The following is an 18,851-nucleotide window of genomic DNA, read 5'->3' on the forward strand; positions in this document are numbered from 1 at the left end:
TTTGTTTACACAAAATGAAAACATGGATAAACTTTCGAAAAGAGTAAAAAGACTAGGTTACTCGCAGACTTTTGTAATGTCAAACAAAGCGAGGGAAATGAAAGCTAAAGGAATAAATGTCATAAGCTTAACGCTGGGGGAACCCGATTTTGATGTTCCGGATAATATTAAGCAGGCAGCCTTTGACGCTATTAATGAAAATTACAGTCATTACTCCCCTGTTCCCGGCTTTTTAGAGCTTCGTGAAGCGATATCAAACAAACTGAAAAGAGACAACAATTTAGACTTCAAACCTACGCAGATCTGTGTTTCCAATGGAGCCAAGCAAGCTATCATCAACGTATTGGCAGCTATTATCGACGATGAGGATGAAGTTTTATTACCTGCACCTTATTGGGTAAGTTATGATGAAATGGTAAAAATGATGGGCGGAAATTCCGTTATTCTTCCGACTTCATTTGTAACAGATTTTAAAATTACGGCTGAGCAGCTTGAAGAGGCTATTACTGAAAAAACAAAAGCGATTCTTTTCAGCTCACCATGTAACCCTTCAGGTGGATATTATACCTATGATGAGCTTAAATCCATTGCTAAAGTTTTGGCTAAATATCCGAATATCACTATAATTTCTGATGAAATCTATGAATTCATCAATTATGAAACTAAAACGACATCCATTGCCCAATTCCCTGAAGTCCGTGAACAAACGGCTATCATCAACGGGGTTTCAAAAGCTTACGCGATGACAGGATGGAGAATCGGGTATTCCGCTTGTCCGGAATGGTTGGCCAAAGCCTGTGAAAAAGTTCAGGGGCAGATGACCAGCGGAGCGAATACCGTTGCTCAAAGAGCTTCCATCACCGCTTTAAACACGGACCCTTCGGAATACAAATACATGATCGATGCTTTTAAAGAAAGAAGAGACATTGTATATGATTTAATGAAAGAAATTCCAGGTTTTAAAGTAGTTTTACCTAAAGCTGCTTTCTATTTCTTCCCTGATGTTTCCTATTATATCGGTAAAACATTAAACGGTACGGAAATAAAAGATTCGGATGACTTCGCTATGTTCCTCCTTGAAAATGCTCATGTAGGGTGTGTAGGCGGAGTTTCTTTCGGAAGTCCGGAGTGTATCAGATTCTCTTACGCTGCTTCAGAGGAAGAGCTGAGAGAGGCCATGAGAAGAATTAAAGAATTATTAGAGAAATTTTAAGCTATCTATCAATATTACAACTGTTTAACAGAATAATTAAACATATAATACATAAATGAAGTTAAAAAACTTTATTTTTACATAAATTTGCAATAATAAAATTCTATAAAAAGCTCTGTTATCAGGGCTTTTTTCCTTGTTTACCAGATAAAAATATCTATAGATTATATCTATTAGTAAACAATTGTTTAATAGACGATTTACCGTATCTTTGTCTCAGAAAAAATTTAATAAAAAATATAAAATTATGTCTTTAGTAGGAAAAAAATTCCCAAATGTAACAATCGACGCAATGTCAGACATGGGTGATGATTTAAGAATCAACATCTTTGAAGAAGCCACTAAAAACCAGCAAAAAATTGTTTTATTCTGGTACCCAAAAGATTTTACTTTTGTTTGCCCTACGGAACTTCATGCTTTCCAGGATGCTTTAGGTGAATTCGAAAAAAGAAACACTAGAGTAATCGGAGCATCTTGTGACACCAATGAAGTACACTTCGCATGGTTGAACACACCGAAAGATAACGGAGGTATCGAAGGAGTAACTTACCCTATCTTAGCTGATACACACAGACAATTAGCCAATATTTTAGGAATTGTAGATCAGGATTTCGAATATGATGAAGAAGGAAATGAAAACTTCACAGGGTCTAATGTAACTTACAGAGCTACCTATCTGATTGACGAAACAGGAAAAATCTTCCATGAATCAGTGAATGATATGCCTCTTGGAAGAAATGTGAAAGAATACCTTAGATTAATTGACGCTTACACTCACGTACAAAAGCACGGAGAAGTTTGCCCTGCTAACTGGGAAGAAGGAAAAGATGCTATGAAAGCTGACAGAAATTCAACCGCTGAATATTTAGCTAAAAACTAAAAATATTTAATAAGAGGTTTGAATTTTCAAGCCTCTTATTCTTTAAAAGTTTATTGTTATATTTTATTAAAAACACAACAGCTAATTGATTTCAATATTAAGACTAAAATATTACCATAAACTTAATATCAAATTCCAATTATTTTCTTAAATTTAAACCAATTAAACTATGTATACAGAATTAACTGAAGATACACTACAGAATATTGTAAAGGATAATGAAAAAGTAGTTGTACAATATGGGGCTTCATGGTGCGGAAACTGCAGAATCATGAAACCTAAATTTAAAAAGTTAGCATCAGAAAACGAAGGAATCCCATTCCTTTATGTAGATGCCGAAAAACTACCTGAAAGTAGAAAACTGGCTAAAGTAGATAATCTTCCTACTTTTGCAATTTTTCAAAATGGAGAATTAGTGAATCAGGTTCAGTCCAACCAAGCGGAAAGTTTAATTAACCTTTTTAATGAATTGAAATAATGAAGTTACCGGTCATAAGACAGTTTTATCAGAATCAGTCTCCTGAGAACCTTGAAAAAACATTAGAAGTATTAGAAAGCTTCTGTGAATTCCGAGGAACAAGCGAAGAAGATTTGAATGTAGCAGGTGAATTAATCACTAACATTTGTGGAGCTCTGGAAGTCCACGCCAATGTTCAAAGTGGGATGAGTGAAAAAGATGCTCTCAACACATTCGCACAGAAAGTTTTGGGGTCCATCGACAAATAAAACAAATAAAACAATCAAAAAGCACCGGGTCATACAAAACCCGGTGCTTTTATTTTTAAAAAAAACTAATCAAATTCAAAAATTATGAAAAAACATTTTACACCCCTTGCTATTCTTTTGTTGGGCTTATCTACTATTGACGCACAAGTAGGTATAAACACACAAGCACCACACTCCAATGCTGCTTTGGAGGTGAAACCCAACACCACGACAAGTCCTAACGCCAAAACTTTTATCCTTCCTCAGCTTCCCAATCAGAAAACAGGAGGAATTACCCCGGAATCCAATGCCACTAATATTACCGCTGCCAATCAGTTAGACAACGGGATGATGTATTTCAATACAGATACCGGATGTATAGATTACTGGATTGCATCTAAAGGAACCTGGGGCTCATTATGTGGCACCCCGCCAGTAGCTACCCTCACCGCCATTACTAATGATCAGGACACTTACACCTACACGTATAATTCAGTAGCAGGGACAAAAACCCCTCCTAACATCAATCTATTGGCGAATGTTGCCACCATGGGTGGAATGCTGATCAATACGTCGGAAGCAACCCAAAATACCAACGGTATAGATTATATCTTCAATGGTCAGCTCTATGCGGGAAATCAAACGGTTCCCCTAAGCTCCCAGGGATTTCCTCAAGGTGTCGGTACATTTGAATACAGAGCTTTGTATGACTCTGACGGAGACGGTACCGTAGATACCTTCGTAACCAACCAAAATGGTAATCCCTATACCTTTACCGTAAAATATCAGGAGATTATTTCAAATCAGGTAAAGAACACCACTGCTTCACAACAATCTCCTACCTACAGTACCCCAAGCTTTGTGATGACCTTAAATGATCTCACCATTCCGGTAAAAGCAGGAGAAAAACTGGAAGCCACTTATACCATTAATGTTACCAATAACAATGACCTATTTGCGGCTGCTTTTGCATTCCCTGCCATTACGGATGCTACCGCAGTTCCTGCAAGCGCATTCAGCCTTACCGGATCTTATACGAATAAAAACAGTGTCGGAAATAATATTGATGCCGGAAATCTTTCTACCACAAACCGGGACAAAAACCCAGCACAGGGAAGAGGTACGGATATAACTACTTCAGGATTACGGCAGACCATCAGTATTACCATTACTTATATCAACAACGGGACATCTACCGTTAACTTTTCCATTGCAGCAACACAGGACATCAACTATACAGACGGCGGACAGTACTTTACCGTTACCTCTGCAAGTGTAAATTACACAACGACCAATCCAGCAACTTAATAAGAACTTATATTATTTAACAAAAAAACCTGATGAAATGATCATCAGGTTTTCTTTATAGTATAAATCTTTTTTAATTAACTTCTTCTACTCATAAGTATTCTCAGGATATACCAGAAAAGTAACATAATAGAAGCAAAAAGCTGAAGCGAAGCACCCACATATTGCTCCGTACTGTAAACATATTTAAGCTTACTCGTTTCATATAAGATACTTGCAGAAGCTAAAATCACCATACCTACGGAGAACCAAAGACCCAGATTAAATCCGAAGATCATTCCGGCAACAATGAGTCCTATGGAAAGGAAACCTCCGATAATAATGATGTTTCTAAGAAAAGAAAAATCTCTTTTGGAAGTAAAGGCTACTGCGGATAATCCTGCAAACATAGCAATCGTGAGCATAGCTGCCTGAAAAATTACGTATCCTCCCGCAGTCGCTATCGCCATATAGATAAGTGGCAGGAAAATAATGGCTTCCAGGAAAATATAAAAAACCAATCCCATATACTGAGTAGATCTGCTTTGTGACAGAGACCATTTAGCAGCCATCATGGATGCTACCCAAAATATTCCGATAACAAGAAGCCAACTGTACTTCTGCCCTATCATAAGCCCGATAAGCTCAAAAGGAACCGTATTTATTAAGATACTTTCCACGGCGATAAAAGCAAGAATAGATAAGGCAACATGTAAATAAGTTTTTTTGTAAAAGTTTGCCTTCTCTACTTCTGAAGATTCGGCTACCAAAATATCTGTATTCATAGTATTTTTTTGAATGTGAAAGATAGGAAAAATAATTAAATAAGTTCAAGGAACTTCATCGTATCTACATTATCCGCATAGGTATCCAGCCCGGGATTCTGGGCTTCTCCAAAACCTATGGAGTCGAGTGCCAGCTCACTTTTGGCTACGATGCACTGTATATTTTCTTCATTTTCATCAATAAAGCTCTTCACTTCATCCAGCGAAGAATACCTGCTGAAATTGATCACAGAAAGCGGACTGAACAATTTATCATCTTCTTTGAGCATCACAAAGTTATTATCCCAGAATTTTTCCTGATTGAGAAGATAAACGGCACGGTTGTAATCATAATTATTGGCATATTTATTATGATGAATGATGTCTTTAAAATCCAGAAAATTTTCAAATAACCTATCCAGTGCAAAATCCTGAGGAATAAAAATCCTGGTTACATTTCTGCACCCTAATCCGAAATACTGAAAAATATCTTTTGCCAGCAGCCTGATCTCCTCATCCGTTTCATCCCCTTTCAGAACGCCTACTGAAGTTCTGTTTTTCCGGATAATACTCATATGATCTTTAAAATAATATTCCAGATACCTGGCCGTATTATTACTGCCGGTAGCAATTACCGCATCAAAATTTTCAAGTTTTTCTACGATCTCGTACAAGAGGTTATCTTTTGAAAATTCTTTCCATTTTTTCAATAAAAAAGGCACCATATGCTTGTCCTTGGAGGAAAGTTTGATAACGGGGATGTTATTGCTCAGGATCACGGAGATTACATCATGAAAGCCTACCAAAGGTATATTTCCGGCAAGAATCAGCCCTACTCTCCTGGAAACTTTTGACGGAGAATAATCCGCCAGCCACTTTCTGATATTAGATTCCTGAAGAAGTCCGGCCCACTGCCGAAGAGCAAACTTCTGATTATCAATGGTAAACCAAGGGTTCTCTATTTCTGATTTTTTCAGTAATATTTCGAATTTGGCATCACTTTCATTAAAATCCTCCGGGCCCTTTTGTAAAAACCCATTGATATAATCACCTAATTGCGCAAGTCCTAAAATTTGATTTTCAATATCCATAATTGCTGTAAAATTGGGGAATATTTTGTAATTTTGTGCAAATTTAAAAAAAATTAGCGATGGCTATTAAAATAACTGATGAATGCATTAATTGTGGAGCCTGCGAACCGGAATGTCCTAATAATGCAATATATGAAGGAGCAGTAGATTGGAAAGCATCCGATGGTACTGAACTCAAAGGTACTGTTACCTTAACTTCCGGATTAACGGTAGATGCGGACGCACCTCAGGAACCGGTGAATGATGATGTTTATTTCATTGTTACCGATAAATGTACGGAGTGCAAGGGATTCCATGAAGAGCCACAATGTGCCGCGGTTTGCCCGGTAGATTGCTGTGTTCCTGATGAAGATCATGTAGAAACCGAAGAAGCACTGCTTAATAAGAAAGCATTCTTACACGGTGAATAAATAACTCCGTCTCATCTTAATATGAGGCGGTTTTTTTAATCTTATTTTCAAAGAATAATCCAAATATTAATGAAAACGCAAGTTCGAAAGTTCTTGCCTATAAAAAAGTAAAAAAATGAGCAAAAAGCACAATTTCAGCGCAGGACCATGTATTTTACCTCAGGAAGTATTCCAACAATCATCAGAGGCTATTTTAGATTTTAACGGAATCGGTTTGTCTATTCTTGAAATTTCCCACAGAAGCAAAGACTTCGTAGCAGTAATGGATGAAGCACGTGCCATTGTAAAAAGATTAATGAACCTTGGCGATGAATATGAAGTGCTGTATTTAGGAGGAGGTGCCAGCTTACAATTTGCAATGGTTCCTTACAACCTTTTGAAAACAGGTGGTAAAGCTGCTTATTTAGATACGGGAACCTGGTCTGCCGGAGCCATTAAAGAAGCAAAAAAACTGGGTACAGTGGATGTGATAGCATCTTCTAAAGAGGATAATTATTCTTATATACCAAAAGGATATACCGTATCTTCAGACTATGATTATTTCCATTGCACTTCCAATAATACGATATACGGAACCCAGATGAAATCTTTCCCTGAAGTGGATACGCTTATGGTTTGTGATATGAGTTCTGATATTTTCTCCAGACAGCTGGACTTCTCCAAATTCGATCTTATCTATGCCGGAGCTCAGAAAAATATGGGACCTGCGGGAGTTACCCTTGTAGTAGTAAAAAAAGAGATCCTTGGAAAAACAGGAAGGGAAAATATGTTGTCTTACCTGGATTATTCCCAGCATATCAATAAAGAATCCATGTACAATACTCCACCCGTATTTCCTGTATATGCATCGCTATTAACATTACAATATCTGGAAAAGAACGGAGGTATTGCCGCTGCCGAAGAAAGAAATGAAGCCAAAGCAAAACTTTTATATGAAGAAATTGACAGCAACCCACTGTTTGAAACTTTTTGTGTGAAGGAAGACCGTTCTCTTATGAATGTTTCTTTCAAACTGTTGGATGAAAGCAAAAAAGAAGAATTTGACAATGCGTGGAAAGCTGCCGGAATTAACGGGCTAAACGGACACCGTAGTTTAGGGGGATACAGAGCAAGCTTATATAATGCCTTACCTATTGAAAGCGTGCAAGTTTTAGTAGATGTTATGAAATCTATAAAATAACTATATTAGACGACTCAAAATTATCAAAAATAAAAGATTACTAATTATTATTAATTTAACCGAATAAGGTAAGTTGAAAAATAATTAAGTTTTCTATAAAATAAAAGAATATGAAAGTCTTAGCTAACGACGGGATTTCCAAAGCCGGAGAACAAGTATTAAAAGATGCAGGAATTGAAGTCCTGGATAATCGTGTTGCGCAGGATCATATCATTAATTTTATTAATGAGAATAAGGTAGACGTTCTTCTTGTGAGAAGTGCCACCAAAGTAAGACAGGACATTATAGACGCCTGCCCGAGCCTTAAAATAATAGGAAGAGGTGGTGTCGGCATGGATAATATTGATGTGGAATATGCCATTGAAAAAGGAATTTATGTAATCAATACTCCAAACGCTTCTTCCAAATCCGTAGCAGAAATGGTTTTTGCCCATTTTTTCTCCTTAGCAAGATTTCTCCATGAATCCAACAGACTGATGCCTTTAGAAGGTGACACTCAATTTAACAGCCTGAAAAAATCATTCGGCAAAGCCTATGAGCTTTCCGGAAAAACATTAGGGGTAATAGGATTTGGAGGAATTGGAAAAGAAGTTATCAAAATGGGTATTGCATTGGGAATGAAAATAAAAGTACTTACCAGAAAGCCCAAAACAGAAACACTTGCTCTAAGCTTTTTTGACGGACAGTCTTTGCAATTTGAGATTACTTCCACCAATGATATGGATGCCTTTCTTAAAGATACCGACTTCATAAGCATCAACACACCTAAAACAACGGAATATATTATAGACACTCCACAGTTTGAAAAAATGAAAGACGGAGTCTATATTGTGAACACAGCGAGAGGTGGTGTTCTGAATGAAGTGACCTTACTGGATTTTATCGAATCCGGAAAAGTAGCCGGTGCTGCTTTGGATGTTTTCGAAAGTGAGCCTAATCCTGAACTTCCTTTACTGATGAATCCTGCACTTTCACTTTCCCCTCATCTTGGTGGAAATACGATTGATGCTCAGGAAAAAATCGGAGTAGAGCTTGCAGAACAAATTATTAAGATAAAAAACGAACTATAAAATAAACTATGCCTGTTTTTAAACCTTTTCGCGGAATAAGACCACATAAAGATTATGAGCATGTTTTCCCTACCCATCCCCTTGATAATTTCACTCAGGAGGAAATAGCGGAAAAAGCTCAAGTAGAAAATACTTACATCAATATGATTAAACCCTATGTTGTAAGTAAATCCAAAGACATAGACCGGAATCTCAGAAAAATACGTTCAACATTTGAAGAGCTATTGGATGATAATAAGTTAGTTCAGGATAATTCTTCTTACTATCTGTATGAACAGATATACCCGAATAAACAGGTTTTCAGAGGACTTTTAGGACTGGCAAGCATTGAGGATTTCTGGAACGGGAAAATCAAAAGACATGAAAGTACCATTCCCCAGAAAAAAGAAAAGCTCGCTCACTATCTTGAAAAAGTAAATTTACAGGCGGAACCTGTACTTCTTACCTACCCTTCCAATTCCAAAATAGAATTGCTGATGAACCATGAGGAAAAAAATGTTCCCATTCTTAATCATCAGGATTCCAGAGGGATCAGGCATAAAATCTGGAGGATAGATAACCGTTTGAAGCTGCAGCAGTTCAAAGAAGTAATTGACCAGATAGATTCGTTTTATATTGCAGACGGGCACCACAGGATCGGATCTACGGCACTGAATGCCAAATATCATAAAGAAAAAAACAAAAGGCATAACGGTACCGAGGCTTATAACTTTGTATACAGCTTTATTGTTTCCAACCAGTCCATTAAAATTCATGATTACAACAGGATTGTAAGCGATATCAAAGGAATGAGCACTGAGGAATTTCTGAAAAAAATCGAAGAGTATTTTCTGATCCACGAAAAAGGAGAAACTCCTTATTTCCCTTCACAGAAGTTCCATATTTCCATGTATCTGGATGGTAAATTCTACTCCCTTCACGTAAAGCATGACCTTCGTTCCCTGGAAATGTCCCTGGATAATCTCGATCATCATCTTTTAGATAAATATATCTTTAAAAACATTCTGCATATCAATGATTCCGACAGTTCGGATCAGATTTCTTATGTAAAAGGAAGCTCCAATATAGAAGGGATCAACCTTATTAAAGAAAAAATAGACAAGGGAGAAGGTAAAGTCGGTTTCGGAGTATATCCGGTAAGCTTTAATGATATGATTAAAATATCCGATGAAAAACTTATCATGCCACCAAAATGCACCTTAATTGAGCCAAAATTAGTTACAGCACTGCTAATGTATGATATGAAACCTTAGATTATTCTTATTTTTTCCCTATTTTTATACGCGGAAAAGAATTGGTAATCAACAATGAAAAAAATATTCATCATAATACTTCCACTCTTTTTGAGTGGATTTTTATTTTCACAAAATAAGAACCATAAAAAACCGCAAAAAAAGGTAGTTCCCGTAGCGAAATTCAATTACTATGATGAATTCAAAAAGATTTCCGATGAAATACTTTCCAATGGCAATGCCTATGAAAACCTTGCCGAGCTCACCAAAAAGGTAGGCCCCCGCTTCAGTGCGACACCAGGATATGAGAAAGCAACCGAATGGGCGGAAAAGAAATTGCAGGAAGCAGGAGCAGAAAATATCTGGAAACAGAAAGTAAAAGTTCCCGTTTGGATCCGTGGCAGGGAATCTCTTCAGATTAAAACCGGAAACGGAGACTGGAAAAGCATAAGAATGCTTTCTTTCGGAAACTCAGAAGGAACCAACGGCAAAGATATTATCGCCGATATTATACTGGTGAATGATTTTTCCGAGCTCAATTCCCTTACTTCCGCACAGCTTAAAGATAAAATTGTATTTGTCAATTCCCCTATTGATCAGAAAATCGTTAATACGGTAGACTCTTACCTTATTGCTGCCAAATCCAAACTTATTTCCGCTTCGGTAATTGGAAAAAGAGGAGCCAAAGGTTTAATCATACGTTCATTAACTACGGCTAACAATAATACTCCACATGCCAAAATGGTCTATTATGAAGCGGATGATAAGGTCAGGATTCCGGCACTTACCATAGGTGTTCAATCTGCTGATGAACTGGAAAAGCTGCTGAAAAAGCAACCTGTTAAAGCCAAACTGAATATGACGGCAGAACTTAAGGGTGAAGCTATTAATCATAATATTATCGGGGAAATTCCGGGCAATAAAGACAAAAAAGTCATCGTGCTGGGTGCCCAGCTTGATTCCTGGGATTTTGCAGAAGGTGCCCATGACGACGGAGCAGGTGTAGTACAATGTCTGGAAGTGTTGAGAACTATTAAATCTTTAGGTATCAATAATAATCACACCATACGGGTAGTCCTTTATGCCAACAGTGAAAATGGAGGCATGGGAAAAGACACCTACATGGAATATGTAAAAAAGAAAGAAGAAAAACATATATTCGCATTAGGTTCCGATTCAGGAGGATATTCTCCCCGTGGATTTGCTTTGGACATGTCTCCTCAACGCAGAAGATTGATCTATCCATGGAAAAATTATTTCCTGCCTTACGGAATTTATGATTTTGACCGTACAGATGCGATACAGGACGTATCTCCACTGAAAAGACTTGATATTCCCTTAGCCGAGCTCGTAGTAGATACGCAGAGGTATTTTGATTACCATCACTCCTCAGAAGATACTTTTGATAAAGTCAATAAAAGAGAACTTCTTATGGGTGCAGTAGCCATGACACAAATGATCTTCATGATTGATCAAAACTGGTAAAATGAAAAATATAATGTACACTTCGGTATTACTTCTTGGAATAGCCGTTTCCGGACAGGCCAAAGAAGATTCCATACAGTTCAGCAAAATCTCTACGGAAATTTTAAACCGAGGAAAAGCTTACACCGAATTAAAAGATCTAACTCAAAACATCGGGCATCGTTTAAGCGGTTCCGAAGCCTATGAGAAATCAGTGCAGTGGGCTGCTCAAAAATTAAAAGAAGCCGGCGCCGATAAAGTTTGGCTGCAGGAAGTGATGATCCCCGTTTGGGAAAGAGGAAAAGAATCTTTACAGATCAAAACTTCCAATGGGCAATGGAAAACGGTAAAAATGCTTTCACTGGGTAATTCTGAAGGAACTGGCGGAAAAGATATCTCAGGAGATATTATTATGGTGAAATCCATGGAAGAATACACCCGGCTGTCCCCTGAAAAAGTAAAGGGCAAAATCCTTTTTTTCAACTATCCCTTCAGTCAGGATTTTATTGAAACTTTCAAAGGATATGGTGATGCTGCCAAGTACAGAGTTTCCGCAGCTGCATTAACTGCTGAAAAAGGAGGAAAATTTGCCATTATACGTTCTCTTTCTTCTGCTTTTGACGAAGTTCCTCATACGGGTGCAATGCGATATAAAGACGGAATCCCTAAAATTCCGGCAGTAGCCATAGGAAATACAACTGCTGATGAACTGGAAAACCTTTTAAAAAACCAGACGGTCACAGCCAAGCTTAATTCTAACTGTGGGATGAAAGGAGAAAAATTATCCCATTCCGTAATTGGGGAACTGACAGGCAAAAAAGACCGCAGCGTCATTGTTGTCGGCGGACACCTGGACTCATGGGATGTAGGTGAAGGCGCTCACGATGACGGTGCCGGCATTGTACAAAGTATTGAAGTATTGAGAACTTTTAAAAATTTAAACTTACAGAACAATCATACTATCCGTGTCATTTGCTTTGCCAATGAGGAAAACGGGCTTAAAGGAGGATTACAATATGGAAAAGCCGTAAAAGAATCCGGAGAAAAACATCTTTTTGCCATTGAATCGGATGCAGGCGGATTTACTCCCCGAGGTTTTGCTCTGGAAATGAGTAAAGAAAAAAGAGATCAGATCAAAAGCTGGACTCCTTTATTTTTTCCTTACGGAGCTTATAATTTTGAAGGCCAATATTCCGGAGCAGACATCTCTCCTTTGCATGAAATGGATATTCCCACCGCAGAGCTTGTACCGGACTCACAGCGCTATTTTGATATTCACCATACGGAGGAAGATACTTTCGACAAAGTAAACAGAAGAGAGTTGTTACTAGGTGCCACTGTTATGACTCAGCTTATTTATATGATTGATAAAAACTGGTAAATTATTTAAAGTTAAAACTGTTTTTAGGCATAGCTTAAAAACAGTTTATTTCTTATTGTTGAATGATTACAACGTTTTGATGTATTCCTTTTTATTCAATGTAAAAGCAAGTACTTCCCCATTTCGCTTTACTTTCACTTTAATGGTATTGGATTCGCTTTCTACTCTATTGATATAATAAAAACAGGCTGACTCTTTATTTAGGTTCTCAAAACTGACATCATTAATGCTCAGAATAGAATCCCCGATTTTCAAAGGCAGATTTTCATCTTTAAAAACATAGACAATGACTGGTTTTTCTTCAATAAACCGGTAACCGAACCCAAAAGACTCCAGATTGGAAGGACTTGTCTTCACCTGCTGTAAATAAACTTTATTATTTTTCCAGTCCAGGATAAAGCTGAAATCTTTTAAAAATCCATTTCCAACCAGATTGGAATTTCCTGTCATTACAATTTCTTTGGAAAAGTTTTGATTACCTATACTAAGCTTATCTGTTGTAAATATGTAGCCTTCTGCCGGCTTGGCTCCTCCAAAGGCTCCTACGGAATTGGTTCCGTACGTTTCCACCGACTCACCGGAATTCATCTCAGGATCATAATCTTTATCCTGTATTTTAAGGCTTCCTGAAAAACCGGTATCAAACGTCATGTTTATTTTTTTACCGGATAGCTTAGACTCTACAATCGGGGTTTTCTGGGCCTGTGTCGTAAAGGGGATTACCGCATTGTAGTTTTTGAAGTCAAAATTAGCCAGATCTTTAGTTACCAGGATAGAGTTTTCGGAATAATTAATTTTCCAGAATACTTTTGCCATCTGATTGGCTCCCAGGATCCCATCAATCTTAAAGCATCCCAATTCGGAAATTGTCAGATCCATTACCATAGCGCCTATATTTTTAAAAACCACCTGATCCACTCTCATTTCCGGCAGATGGGTAAAAATCTGCTGCTGGACATTCTTCTGGGAATCTTTCACCCTTGTTTTATATTTTTTGCTCAGCTTCAGTTCTTCATAAACAGCTTTTGATATAACGGTAGGTGCTCCTGTATCTAAAAGAAAATTATAAAACTTCCCGTTGATATTTACCTGTACAAAAGCCAGCTCATTGGCATATTTTAAGTTGATCTTTTCCACCGGCGTTTTTAAATCTACCTGGCCAGTTTCAAAAAATCTTTTGTTTTGAGCAGAAATGAAGATCATACAGAAAATAAAAAGCGGGGACAGGAATCTATGCATAGAATAATTTTGATACGAAAATAAGATTTTTCTTTCTTAAAAAAAACACAAAAAGCCATCCGAAGGATGGCTTTTCATATTATTTAAATTCTTAATTATTGCACTTTTACAAGCTCTACATCAAAAATCAACCAAGCATTTGGCGGAATTACACCTCCTGCCCCTCTTTCTCCGTATGCCATTGCCGGCGGGATCAATAAAGTAGCTGTTTCTCCTTCTTTTAATAATAGAATTCCTTCGTCCCAACCTTTGATCACTCTTCCCATACCGATTGGAATTTCGATAGGTTCGTTTCTGTCGAATGAAGAATCGAATTTAGTTCCGTCGATTAATTTTCCTGCATAGTGTACAGAAACATTATCTCCTGCTTTAGGAGCTTTACCGTCTGTTGTTTTAGTAATTTTATAATACAGTCCGGATTCTGTTTTCTGCATTCCTGCTTTAAGGTTTTCTACCAGTTTCTCCTGATTCGCTTTGAACTCTTCTTCTTTTTTCTTTCTTTCCGCTTCTTCTTTTGCTAAGTAAGCTTTATTGTTTTCAGCAATTTTAGATTTCCCATCATTGAAAGTCTTTGCTGCATCATAGTTTTTATATTCATCTCCCTTACTGAATACGGAAACTTTTTCAAGCACAATATCAGTTTTTGGTTTGTCCTGAGCTCCTTTTTCTACATTGGCAATAGCATCGATCACATCCTCTCCTTTCACTACTTTACCAAAAATAGTATGTCTTCCGTCTAGCCAAGGGGTAGCCACTTCGGTAATGAAAAACTGAGAACCATTTGTGTTAGGTCCGGAGTTGGCCATAGAAAGGATTCCTTTTCCCGTATGTTTAAGATCATTTCTTTCGTCCTCGAATTTATATCCCGGATCACCCATTCCTGTTCCCTGAGGATCTCCTCCCTGGATCATAAAATCTTTAATTACTCTGTGGAAAATGGTTCCATCATAGTAAGGAACGCCTTTAGCTTTAGCCTTGTTATCAATTTTTCCTTCTGCAAGTCCAATAAAGTTGGCTACAGTAACAGGTGCTTTCTTGTCTTCAAACTTAACGATCATGTTACCTTTAGTCGTTTGAAGATTAGCATAAAGTCCGTCATTAAGACCTTCGTAAGTTTCTTTGTCTACGTTCATTTTTTTATAAATTGGGGTACAACTCATCAGCGAAATACTTGCCGCTGCCAGAATTATATTCTTGTTAAACAATTTCATTATTTATAATACTTTTAATTTTATGATTAAGGGAATGTCATTTCCTATTTTTTTCTCGTCACCATACGTTCCGTAGGCTAAAGACGATGGAACCAAAAGCGTAACTTCCTCTCCATCCTGCATAAATCGTAAAGCATTTTCTACCGCTTTCAGTTCATCAAAATGTCCAAATTTAGCATCTCTTCGCTGTATGGGCTGGTCATAGATTTTTGTCTGATCAAAATCATACAGATCATAAGAATAGGACACCAGGCTGTTATCCTGTCTTTTTTCTCTTTTATCAAAACCTTCCTTATCTGCCCAATAGTTCAGTTGTGTAGAATAAAATTTCACAGGCTGACCATTGATCCACTCCTGGATAAGCATTCTTTCCTGAGCATTAAGATTTTTCATTCTTTCTTTGGAAACATCCAGATCACTCTTACTTAGAATCCCACCTACCGGAGGATGAGTCTGAGTATTTCTGTTGCAGCTCATAAGGCTTAATACTGATATAAAGAGTATTTTTTTCATAAACTGTTGCGAAAATACACAATTCAAAGGAGATAAAAAATAAAAAAAGCCAAGAATATCCTGGCTTCATATATAAAAGTATGTGAATAAATTTAAACTGTTTCCAGTACGTTTTTCTTCACCAAAACCCTCCATCCGAAAGGATCTTCGGTAAGATTGCTTTGAAGTCCCACCAGATCATTCTTAAGGGTTACGGCATAACTTTCTTCATCAGAAAGCTTAGGTAAAGCCAGTTTTTCGTTATTATAACCTAATGCCTGGAAAACAGTAGTTACTACGGCTGTACCTACTCCCCAAACTTCTTTAAGCGTACCGTTTTTCTGTGCTTCAATTACTGTTTTAACAGCTATCGGCTCTACTTTCACTTCAATTCCTCTTTTCTTAGCCAGCTGGATAAAGCTGTCTCTGGTAACCCCATCTAAAATTTTCTCAGATGTTGGCGGCGTATAGATCGTATCATTAATTCTGACAAATACGTTCATCGTTCCACTTTCTTCAAAAAATTCGTGAGTAGCATCATCCGTCCAGATAATTTGCTCATATCCTTCTTCTATAGCAAGCTGTGTAGGATAGAAAGATGCAGCATAATTACCCGCAGCTTTTGCAGAACCCACACCTCCATTGGCAGCTCTTGAATAATGATCAGAAATTTTCACGGACACAGGAGCTGTATAATAGCTTCTGGCCGGAGTCGCTACAATAGCAAAAAGATATCTATTGGAAACTCTTGCTTTCAGGGCTTCTTCTGTAGCAAAAATCAGGGGTCTGATGTATAAAGACATTCCTTCTCCCTGTGGAATCCAATCCCTGTCTATATCTACTAATGCTTTTAAGCCATCTATAAACATCTCTTCCGTAACCTCAGGCATGGCAAGACGTTTAGCCGATTTATTGATACGTTCAAAATTCTTTTCAGGCCTGAAAAGGAAAACTTGACCATCCTTGTCTTTGTATGCTTTCATCCCTTCAAAGCAAGCTTGTCCGTAATTTACGCCCATCATGGCAGGTGTAAATTGTAATGGACCGTAAGGTACTAATTTTACTTCACCCCATTTTCCATCTTGATATTCACAAATCACCATATGATCTATGAAAGTATCTCCAAATGAAAAATTCTGTGGGTCAAATGTAGAAATTTTGGAGTTTTCAGTTTTTTGAATTATCATTTCTAAAATTTTTTATGATGTTCTACAAATTTAACATAATTTTCTAAATATAAAAATTTTAGAGTAAATTTGAAAAAAAAATAGTTTGGAAAGAGAAATAAAGACCACTCAAGATGGTAGTAAAACATTATATATCAGTGAATTAAATGAAAACTATCATTCCCATCACGGGGCACTCCAGGAAGCAAAACATGTGTTTATCAAAAATGGACTTAATTTAATAAATGATTGCGAAATTAATATTTTAGAACTTGGTTTTGGAACAGGATTGAATGTTTTAGTTACAATTAATGAATATTTAAAAACTGATAAAAATCATGTCATCAATTATTTTAGCCTTGAAAAATATCCCATAAACGAATCCGAAATTGATAATCTGGCTTATTTTGAGCTTTTTAGTAACCCTGAATTAAAAGAAATTTATCAGAAAATTCATCAAACGGAATGGGAGAAATCCGTAGAAATTATTAAAGGGTTCCATCTCCAAAAAATACAATGTGACTTTTTTGAACTGAAAGACATTGTATTACCAAAAATTAATCTGGTATATTATGACTGTTTCGGTGCCAGGGTTCAGCCCGACCTTTGGGAAAAACCTCTTTTTGAAATGGTAGCCGACAAAATGAATGTGAACGGTTTATTAACCACCTATTCGTCTAAAGGAAGCGTAAGGAGAATATTGGAAGAACTAAATTTTAAAGTGGAAAAAAAACAGGGTCCTCCGGGAAAAAGAGAGATGATTAACGCCATTAAACTTCATTAATACAGAAAAGGTTTCTTTAATTTTTAGTTTATCCTTTAATTTATTTTATATAAGTTTGATGCATATAGCTGCTAAAATTTATGTATTTTAGCTACTACAAAATAGTTTATATGATAGATAAGATAAACGTAAGAGTTTATGCTTGTGCCGTAAAAGATAAAAAAGTCCTTACTTTATTTGAAGAATATGCAGGCACACAATTATTAAAGTTTCCCGGTGGAGGTTTAGAACTTGGAGAAGGTCTTACAGACTGTCTGCACCGCGAATTTGATGAAGAGCTGAATGTAAAAATAGAAGTGGTAGAACATCTTTATACCCAGGAGAACTTTCTGGTTTCCCGCTTCAGAGAAAATGAACAGCTGCTTACCATATATTATATTGTAAACATCATCAATGAAGAGGATTTCCTTATCCTGGATCCTTGTATAGAAAAGACAGAATGGATTCCCATAGACCAGCCGGACAATCCTTTTCCTTTACCTGTAGATAAAATTGTTTTCGATAAGCTGAAAGAAAAATTCCTGTAGTTTTACAGGAATTATTTATTTTATTATTTTGCTATTTTGAAACTGCTTGCTCCGGGATAAGGCTGAAGATAACCGGAATTCCAATTGGATTGAAGAAGGGATTCCAAAAATTCATCCGACCTGTTTTTATGGGGATTATACTGATCTTTCAGATCGATATCCGCCATCTTTCCTTTTACATTCCACCAGAAAGCGCTCCATCCTCCTCTCAGCTCTTTTATAATTTCAAAGACATTTTTACCGGTTGCGCGGTTCATAAGCTTGGCAAATACCTGACCTTCCGTAGTGGTAAGATCTTTCAACTGCTTTTCGTACTGGTCTGCCAGAATGCTTTGCCTGTCTCTTACGTATCTTCTTTTGGCTTTACTGTCAAGATCCGTCATTTCTTTCTGTATATCCCGGTATTGTTCCAGCGCTGCCAAAAACAAAGGATATACTCTATATAATTTTTTATTTAGGAAATAATAATAGTTTCTGTCTAATTGGTTATTAAACCGAGGTTTATTAAGTAAAACCAATTCATCCATTACAATAACGGTTTCGCCATTTATTTCATAGACTTTAATCTTCTGACTTTCGTCATAATAATATTTATTACCATACTCATCCGTTTTCAGAGATTCTTCCGGATACTGGCTTAAAGGCTTGGCTATCACCGTATCTTTATGTTGCGCAAAAACACTGATCCCAAAAAAGAAAAGAAAAAGACAGATAATTTTGCTAATTTTCATTATTTTTACAGGTATTAGAACAGA

At 36.9% G+C, this 18,851-nt stretch carries 20 protein-coding genes; 13 read left to right on the plus strand and 7 right to left on the minus strand.

Annotated elements, in window-relative coordinates:
• Positions 1 to 22 precede the first annotated feature (22 nt).
• From ABJ974_RS08875 to ABJ974_RS08895, 5 genes are all read left to right on the plus strand, one after another.
• Entirely contained in the window at positions 23 to 1,213 is a 1,191-nt protein-coding gene (locus ABJ974_RS08875; protein ID WP_419867887.1) for a pyridoxal phosphate-dependent aminotransferase, read from the plus strand.
• Between the two features lie 247 nt (positions 1,214 to 1,460).
• Positions 1,461 to 2,093, plus strand: coding sequence for a peroxiredoxin (locus ABJ974_RS08880; RefSeq protein WP_419867888.1), 633 nt, complete (start codon positions 1,461 to 1,463; stop codon positions 2,091 to 2,093).
• A gap of 169 nt (positions 2,094 to 2,262) precedes the next feature.
• Positions 2,263 to 2,571 carry a thioredoxin family protein gene (locus tag ABJ974_RS08885; protein ID WP_419867889.1) on the plus strand — a complete coding sequence of 103 codons (309 nt, stop codon included), beginning with the start codon at positions 2,263 to 2,265 and terminating at the stop codon, positions 2,569 to 2,571.
• Positions 2,571 to 2,819, plus strand: a complete 249-nt coding sequence (locus tag ABJ974_RS08890; RefSeq protein WP_419867890.1) for a DUF6952 family protein — start codon at positions 2,571 to 2,573, stop codon at positions 2,817 to 2,819. Before ABJ974_RS08885 ends, ABJ974_RS08890 begins: the two co-directional genes overlap by 1 nt.
• Positions 2,820 to 2,903: 84 nt before the next feature.
• Positions 2,904 to 4,106 (plus strand): hypothetical protein, encoded by a 1,203-nt coding sequence (locus ABJ974_RS08895; protein WP_419867891.1) that lies wholly within the window; start codon positions 2,904 to 2,906, stop codon positions 4,104 to 4,106.
• 77 nt (positions 4,107 to 4,183) lie between these two features.
• On the opposite strand, the gene ABJ974_RS08900 is transcribed toward ABJ974_RS08895, so the two are convergent.
• Both ABJ974_RS08900 and ABJ974_RS08905 read right to left on the minus strand, forming a co-directional pair.
• Entirely contained in the window at positions 4,184 to 4,870 is a 687-nt protein-coding gene (locus ABJ974_RS08900; protein ID WP_419867892.1) for a Bax inhibitor-1/YccA family protein, read from the minus strand.
• Positions 4,871 to 4,905: 35 nt separating this feature from the next.
• A complete protein-coding gene (locus ABJ974_RS08905) occupies positions 4,906 to 5,940 on the minus strand; it encodes an acyl-CoA reductase (RefSeq protein ID WP_419867893.1) in 1,035 nt (344 codons plus the stop codon).
• Between the two features lie 59 nt (positions 5,941 to 5,999).
• Here ABJ974_RS08905 and ABJ974_RS08910 point away from each other — a divergent pair, with 59 nt between their 5' ends.
• From ABJ974_RS08910 to ABJ974_RS08935, 6 genes are all read left to right on the plus strand, one after another.
• Positions 6,000 to 6,350, plus strand: a complete 351-nt coding sequence (locus tag ABJ974_RS08910) for a 4Fe-4S dicluster domain-containing protein (RefSeq protein WP_419867894.1) — start codon at positions 6,000 to 6,002, stop codon at positions 6,348 to 6,350.
• Positions 6,351 to 6,465: 115 nt separating this feature from the next.
• On the plus strand, positions 6,466 to 7,530 hold the full coding sequence (gene serC, locus ABJ974_RS08915) for a 3-phosphoserine/phosphohydroxythreonine transaminase (protein WP_419867895.1): 1,065 nt from the start codon (positions 6,466 to 6,468) through the stop codon (positions 7,528 to 7,530).
• A gap of 110 nt (positions 7,531 to 7,640) precedes the next feature.
• Positions 7,641 to 8,600: a D-2-hydroxyacid dehydrogenase gene (locus ABJ974_RS08920; protein WP_419867896.1), complete on the plus strand. Its 960-nt coding sequence runs from the start codon at positions 7,641 to 7,643 to the stop codon at positions 8,598 to 8,600.
• Positions 8,601 to 8,608: 8 nt separating this feature from the next.
• Positions 8,609 to 9,853 (plus strand): DUF1015 domain-containing protein, encoded by a 1,245-nt coding sequence (locus ABJ974_RS08925; protein ID WP_419867897.1) that lies wholly within the window; start codon positions 8,609 to 8,611, stop codon positions 9,851 to 9,853.
• A 54-nt stretch (positions 9,854 to 9,907) separates the two neighbouring features.
• On the plus strand, positions 9,908 to 11,317 hold the full coding sequence (locus tag ABJ974_RS08930) for a M28 family peptidase (RefSeq protein ID WP_419867898.1): 1,410 nt from the start codon (positions 9,908 to 9,910) through the stop codon (positions 11,315 to 11,317).
• A 1-nt stretch (position 11,318) separates the two neighbouring features.
• The gene (locus ABJ974_RS08935; protein WP_419867899.1) at positions 11,319 to 12,677 is read left to right on the plus strand and encodes a M28 family peptidase; all 1,359 of its coding nucleotides are present in this window, start codon (positions 11,319 to 11,321) and stop codon (positions 12,675 to 12,677) included.
• A gap of 66 nt (positions 12,678 to 12,743) precedes the next feature.
• Here ABJ974_RS08935 and ABJ974_RS08940 read toward each other — a convergent pair whose 3' ends face one another.
• The 4 genes from ABJ974_RS08940 to ABJ974_RS08955 all read right to left on the minus strand — a co-directional run bounded on the left by ABJ974_RS08940 (position 12,744) and on the right by ABJ974_RS08955 (position 16,806).
• Complete coding sequence (locus ABJ974_RS08940) at positions 12,744 to 13,916, minus strand: aspartyl protease family protein (protein WP_419867900.1); 1,173 nt, start codon at positions 13,914 to 13,916, stop codon at positions 12,744 to 12,746.
• A 95-nt stretch (positions 13,917 to 14,011) separates the two neighbouring features.
• Positions 14,012 to 15,049, minus strand: coding sequence for a peptidylprolyl isomerase (locus ABJ974_RS08945; RefSeq protein WP_419870960.1), 1,038 nt, complete (start codon positions 15,047 to 15,049; stop codon positions 14,012 to 14,014).
• 81 nt (positions 15,050 to 15,130) lie between these two features.
• The gene (locus ABJ974_RS08950; protein WP_419867901.1) at positions 15,131 to 15,640 is read right to left on the minus strand and encodes an FKBP-type peptidyl-prolyl cis-trans isomerase; all 510 of its coding nucleotides are present in this window, start codon (positions 15,638 to 15,640) and stop codon (positions 15,131 to 15,133) included.
• A gap of 92 nt (positions 15,641 to 15,732) precedes the next feature.
• Positions 15,733 to 16,806 (minus strand): branched-chain amino acid aminotransferase, encoded by a 1,074-nt coding sequence (locus ABJ974_RS08955; protein ID WP_419867902.1) that lies wholly within the window; start codon positions 16,804 to 16,806, stop codon positions 15,733 to 15,735.
• Positions 16,807 to 16,891: 85 nt separating this feature from the next.
• Between ABJ974_RS08955 and mnmD the strand changes: the two genes are divergently transcribed.
• Both mnmD and ABJ974_RS08965 read left to right on the plus strand, forming a co-directional pair.
• On the plus strand, positions 16,892 to 17,569 hold the full coding sequence (gene mnmD / locus ABJ974_RS08960; protein WP_419867903.1) for a tRNA (5-methylaminomethyl-2-thiouridine)(34)-methyltransferase MnmD: 678 nt from the start codon (positions 16,892 to 16,894) through the stop codon (positions 17,567 to 17,569).
• A 110-nt stretch (positions 17,570 to 17,679) separates the two neighbouring features.
• The gene (locus ABJ974_RS08965; RefSeq protein ID WP_419867904.1) at positions 17,680 to 18,096 is read left to right on the plus strand and encodes an NUDIX domain-containing protein; all 417 of its coding nucleotides are present in this window, start codon (positions 17,680 to 17,682) and stop codon (positions 18,094 to 18,096) included.
• A 23-nt stretch (positions 18,097 to 18,119) separates the two neighbouring features.
• Here ABJ974_RS08965 and ABJ974_RS08970 read toward each other — a convergent pair whose 3' ends face one another.
• Positions 18,120 to 18,827, minus strand: coding sequence for a DUF4294 domain-containing protein (locus tag ABJ974_RS08970; RefSeq protein WP_419867905.1), 708 nt, complete (start codon positions 18,825 to 18,827; stop codon positions 18,120 to 18,122).
• Positions 18,828 to 18,851: the final 24 nt, after the last annotated feature.

The organism is Chryseobacterium sp. CT-SW4 (assembly GCF_048572715.1).
Taxonomy (GTDB): Bacteria; Bacteroidota; Bacteroidia; order Flavobacteriales; family Weeksellaceae; genus Chryseobacterium.

What these genes read in the sequence shown, in the direction of transcription:
- ABJ974_RS08890 (WP_419867890.1), top strand. Translation starts at nt 2,571, where the DNA reads ATGAAGTTACCGGTCATAAGACAGTTTTATCAGAATCAGTCTCCTGAG.
- ABJ974_RS08935 (WP_419867899.1), top strand. Translation starts at nt 11,319, where the DNA reads ATGAAAAATATAATGTACACTTCGGTATTACTTCTTGGAATAGCCGTT.
- ABJ974_RS08920 (WP_419867896.1), top strand. Translation starts at nt 7,641, where the DNA reads ATGAAAGTCTTAGCTAACGACGGGATTTCCAAAGCCGGAGAACAAGTA.
- ABJ974_RS08970 (WP_419867905.1), bottom strand. Translation starts at nt 18,827, where the DNA reads ATGAAAATTAGCAAAATTATCTGTCTTTTTCTTTTCTTTTTTGGGATC.
- ABJ974_RS08930 (WP_419867898.1), top strand. Translation starts at nt 9,908, where the DNA reads ATGAAAAAAATATTCATCATAATACTTCCACTCTTTTTGAGTGGATTT.
- ABJ974_RS08950 (WP_419867901.1), bottom strand. Translation starts at nt 15,640, where the DNA reads ATGAAAAAAATACTCTTTATATCAGTATTAAGCCTTATGAGCTGCAAC.
- ABJ974_RS08895 (WP_419867891.1), top strand. Translation starts at nt 2,904, where the DNA reads ATGAAAAAACATTTTACACCCCTTGCTATTCTTTTGTTGGGCTTATCT.
- ABJ974_RS08910 (WP_419867894.1), top strand. Translation starts at nt 6,000, where the DNA reads ATGGCTATTAAAATAACTGATGAATGCATTAATTGTGGAGCCTGCGAA.
- ABJ974_RS08945 (WP_419870960.1), bottom strand. Translation starts at nt 15,049, where the DNA reads ATGAACGTAGACAAAGAAACTTACGAAGGTCTTAATGACGGACTTTAT.
- serC (WP_419867895.1), top strand. Translation starts at nt 6,466, where the DNA reads ATGAGCAAAAAGCACAATTTCAGCGCAGGACCATGTATTTTACCTCAG.
- ABJ974_RS08900 (WP_419867892.1), bottom strand. Translation starts at nt 4,870, where the DNA reads ATGAATACAGATATTTTGGTAGCCGAATCTTCAGAAGTAGAGAAGGCA.
- ABJ974_RS08940 (WP_419867900.1), bottom strand. Translation starts at nt 13,916, where the DNA reads ATGCATAGATTCCTGTCCCCGCTTTTTATTTTCTGTATGATCTTCATT.
- ABJ974_RS08965 (WP_419867904.1), top strand. Translation starts at nt 17,680, where the DNA reads ATGATAGATAAGATAAACGTAAGAGTTTATGCTTGTGCCGTAAAAGAT.
- ABJ974_RS08955 (WP_419867902.1), bottom strand. Translation starts at nt 16,806, where the DNA reads ATGATAATTCAAAAAACTGAAAACTCCAAAATTTCTACATTTGACCCA.
- ABJ974_RS08885 (WP_419867889.1), top strand. Translation starts at nt 2,263, where the DNA reads ATGTATACAGAATTAACTGAAGATACACTACAGAATATTGTAAAGGAT.
- ABJ974_RS08875 (WP_419867887.1), top strand. Translation starts at nt 23, where the DNA reads ATGGATAAACTTTCGAAAAGAGTAAAAAGACTAGGTTACTCGCAGACT.
- ABJ974_RS08925 (WP_419867897.1), top strand. Translation starts at nt 8,609, where the DNA reads ATGCCTGTTTTTAAACCTTTTCGCGGAATAAGACCACATAAAGATTAT.
- ABJ974_RS08880 (WP_419867888.1), top strand. Translation starts at nt 1,461, where the DNA reads ATGTCTTTAGTAGGAAAAAAATTCCCAAATGTAACAATCGACGCAATG.
- ABJ974_RS08905 (WP_419867893.1), bottom strand. Translation starts at nt 5,940, where the DNA reads ATGGATATTGAAAATCAAATTTTAGGACTTGCGCAATTAGGTGATTAT.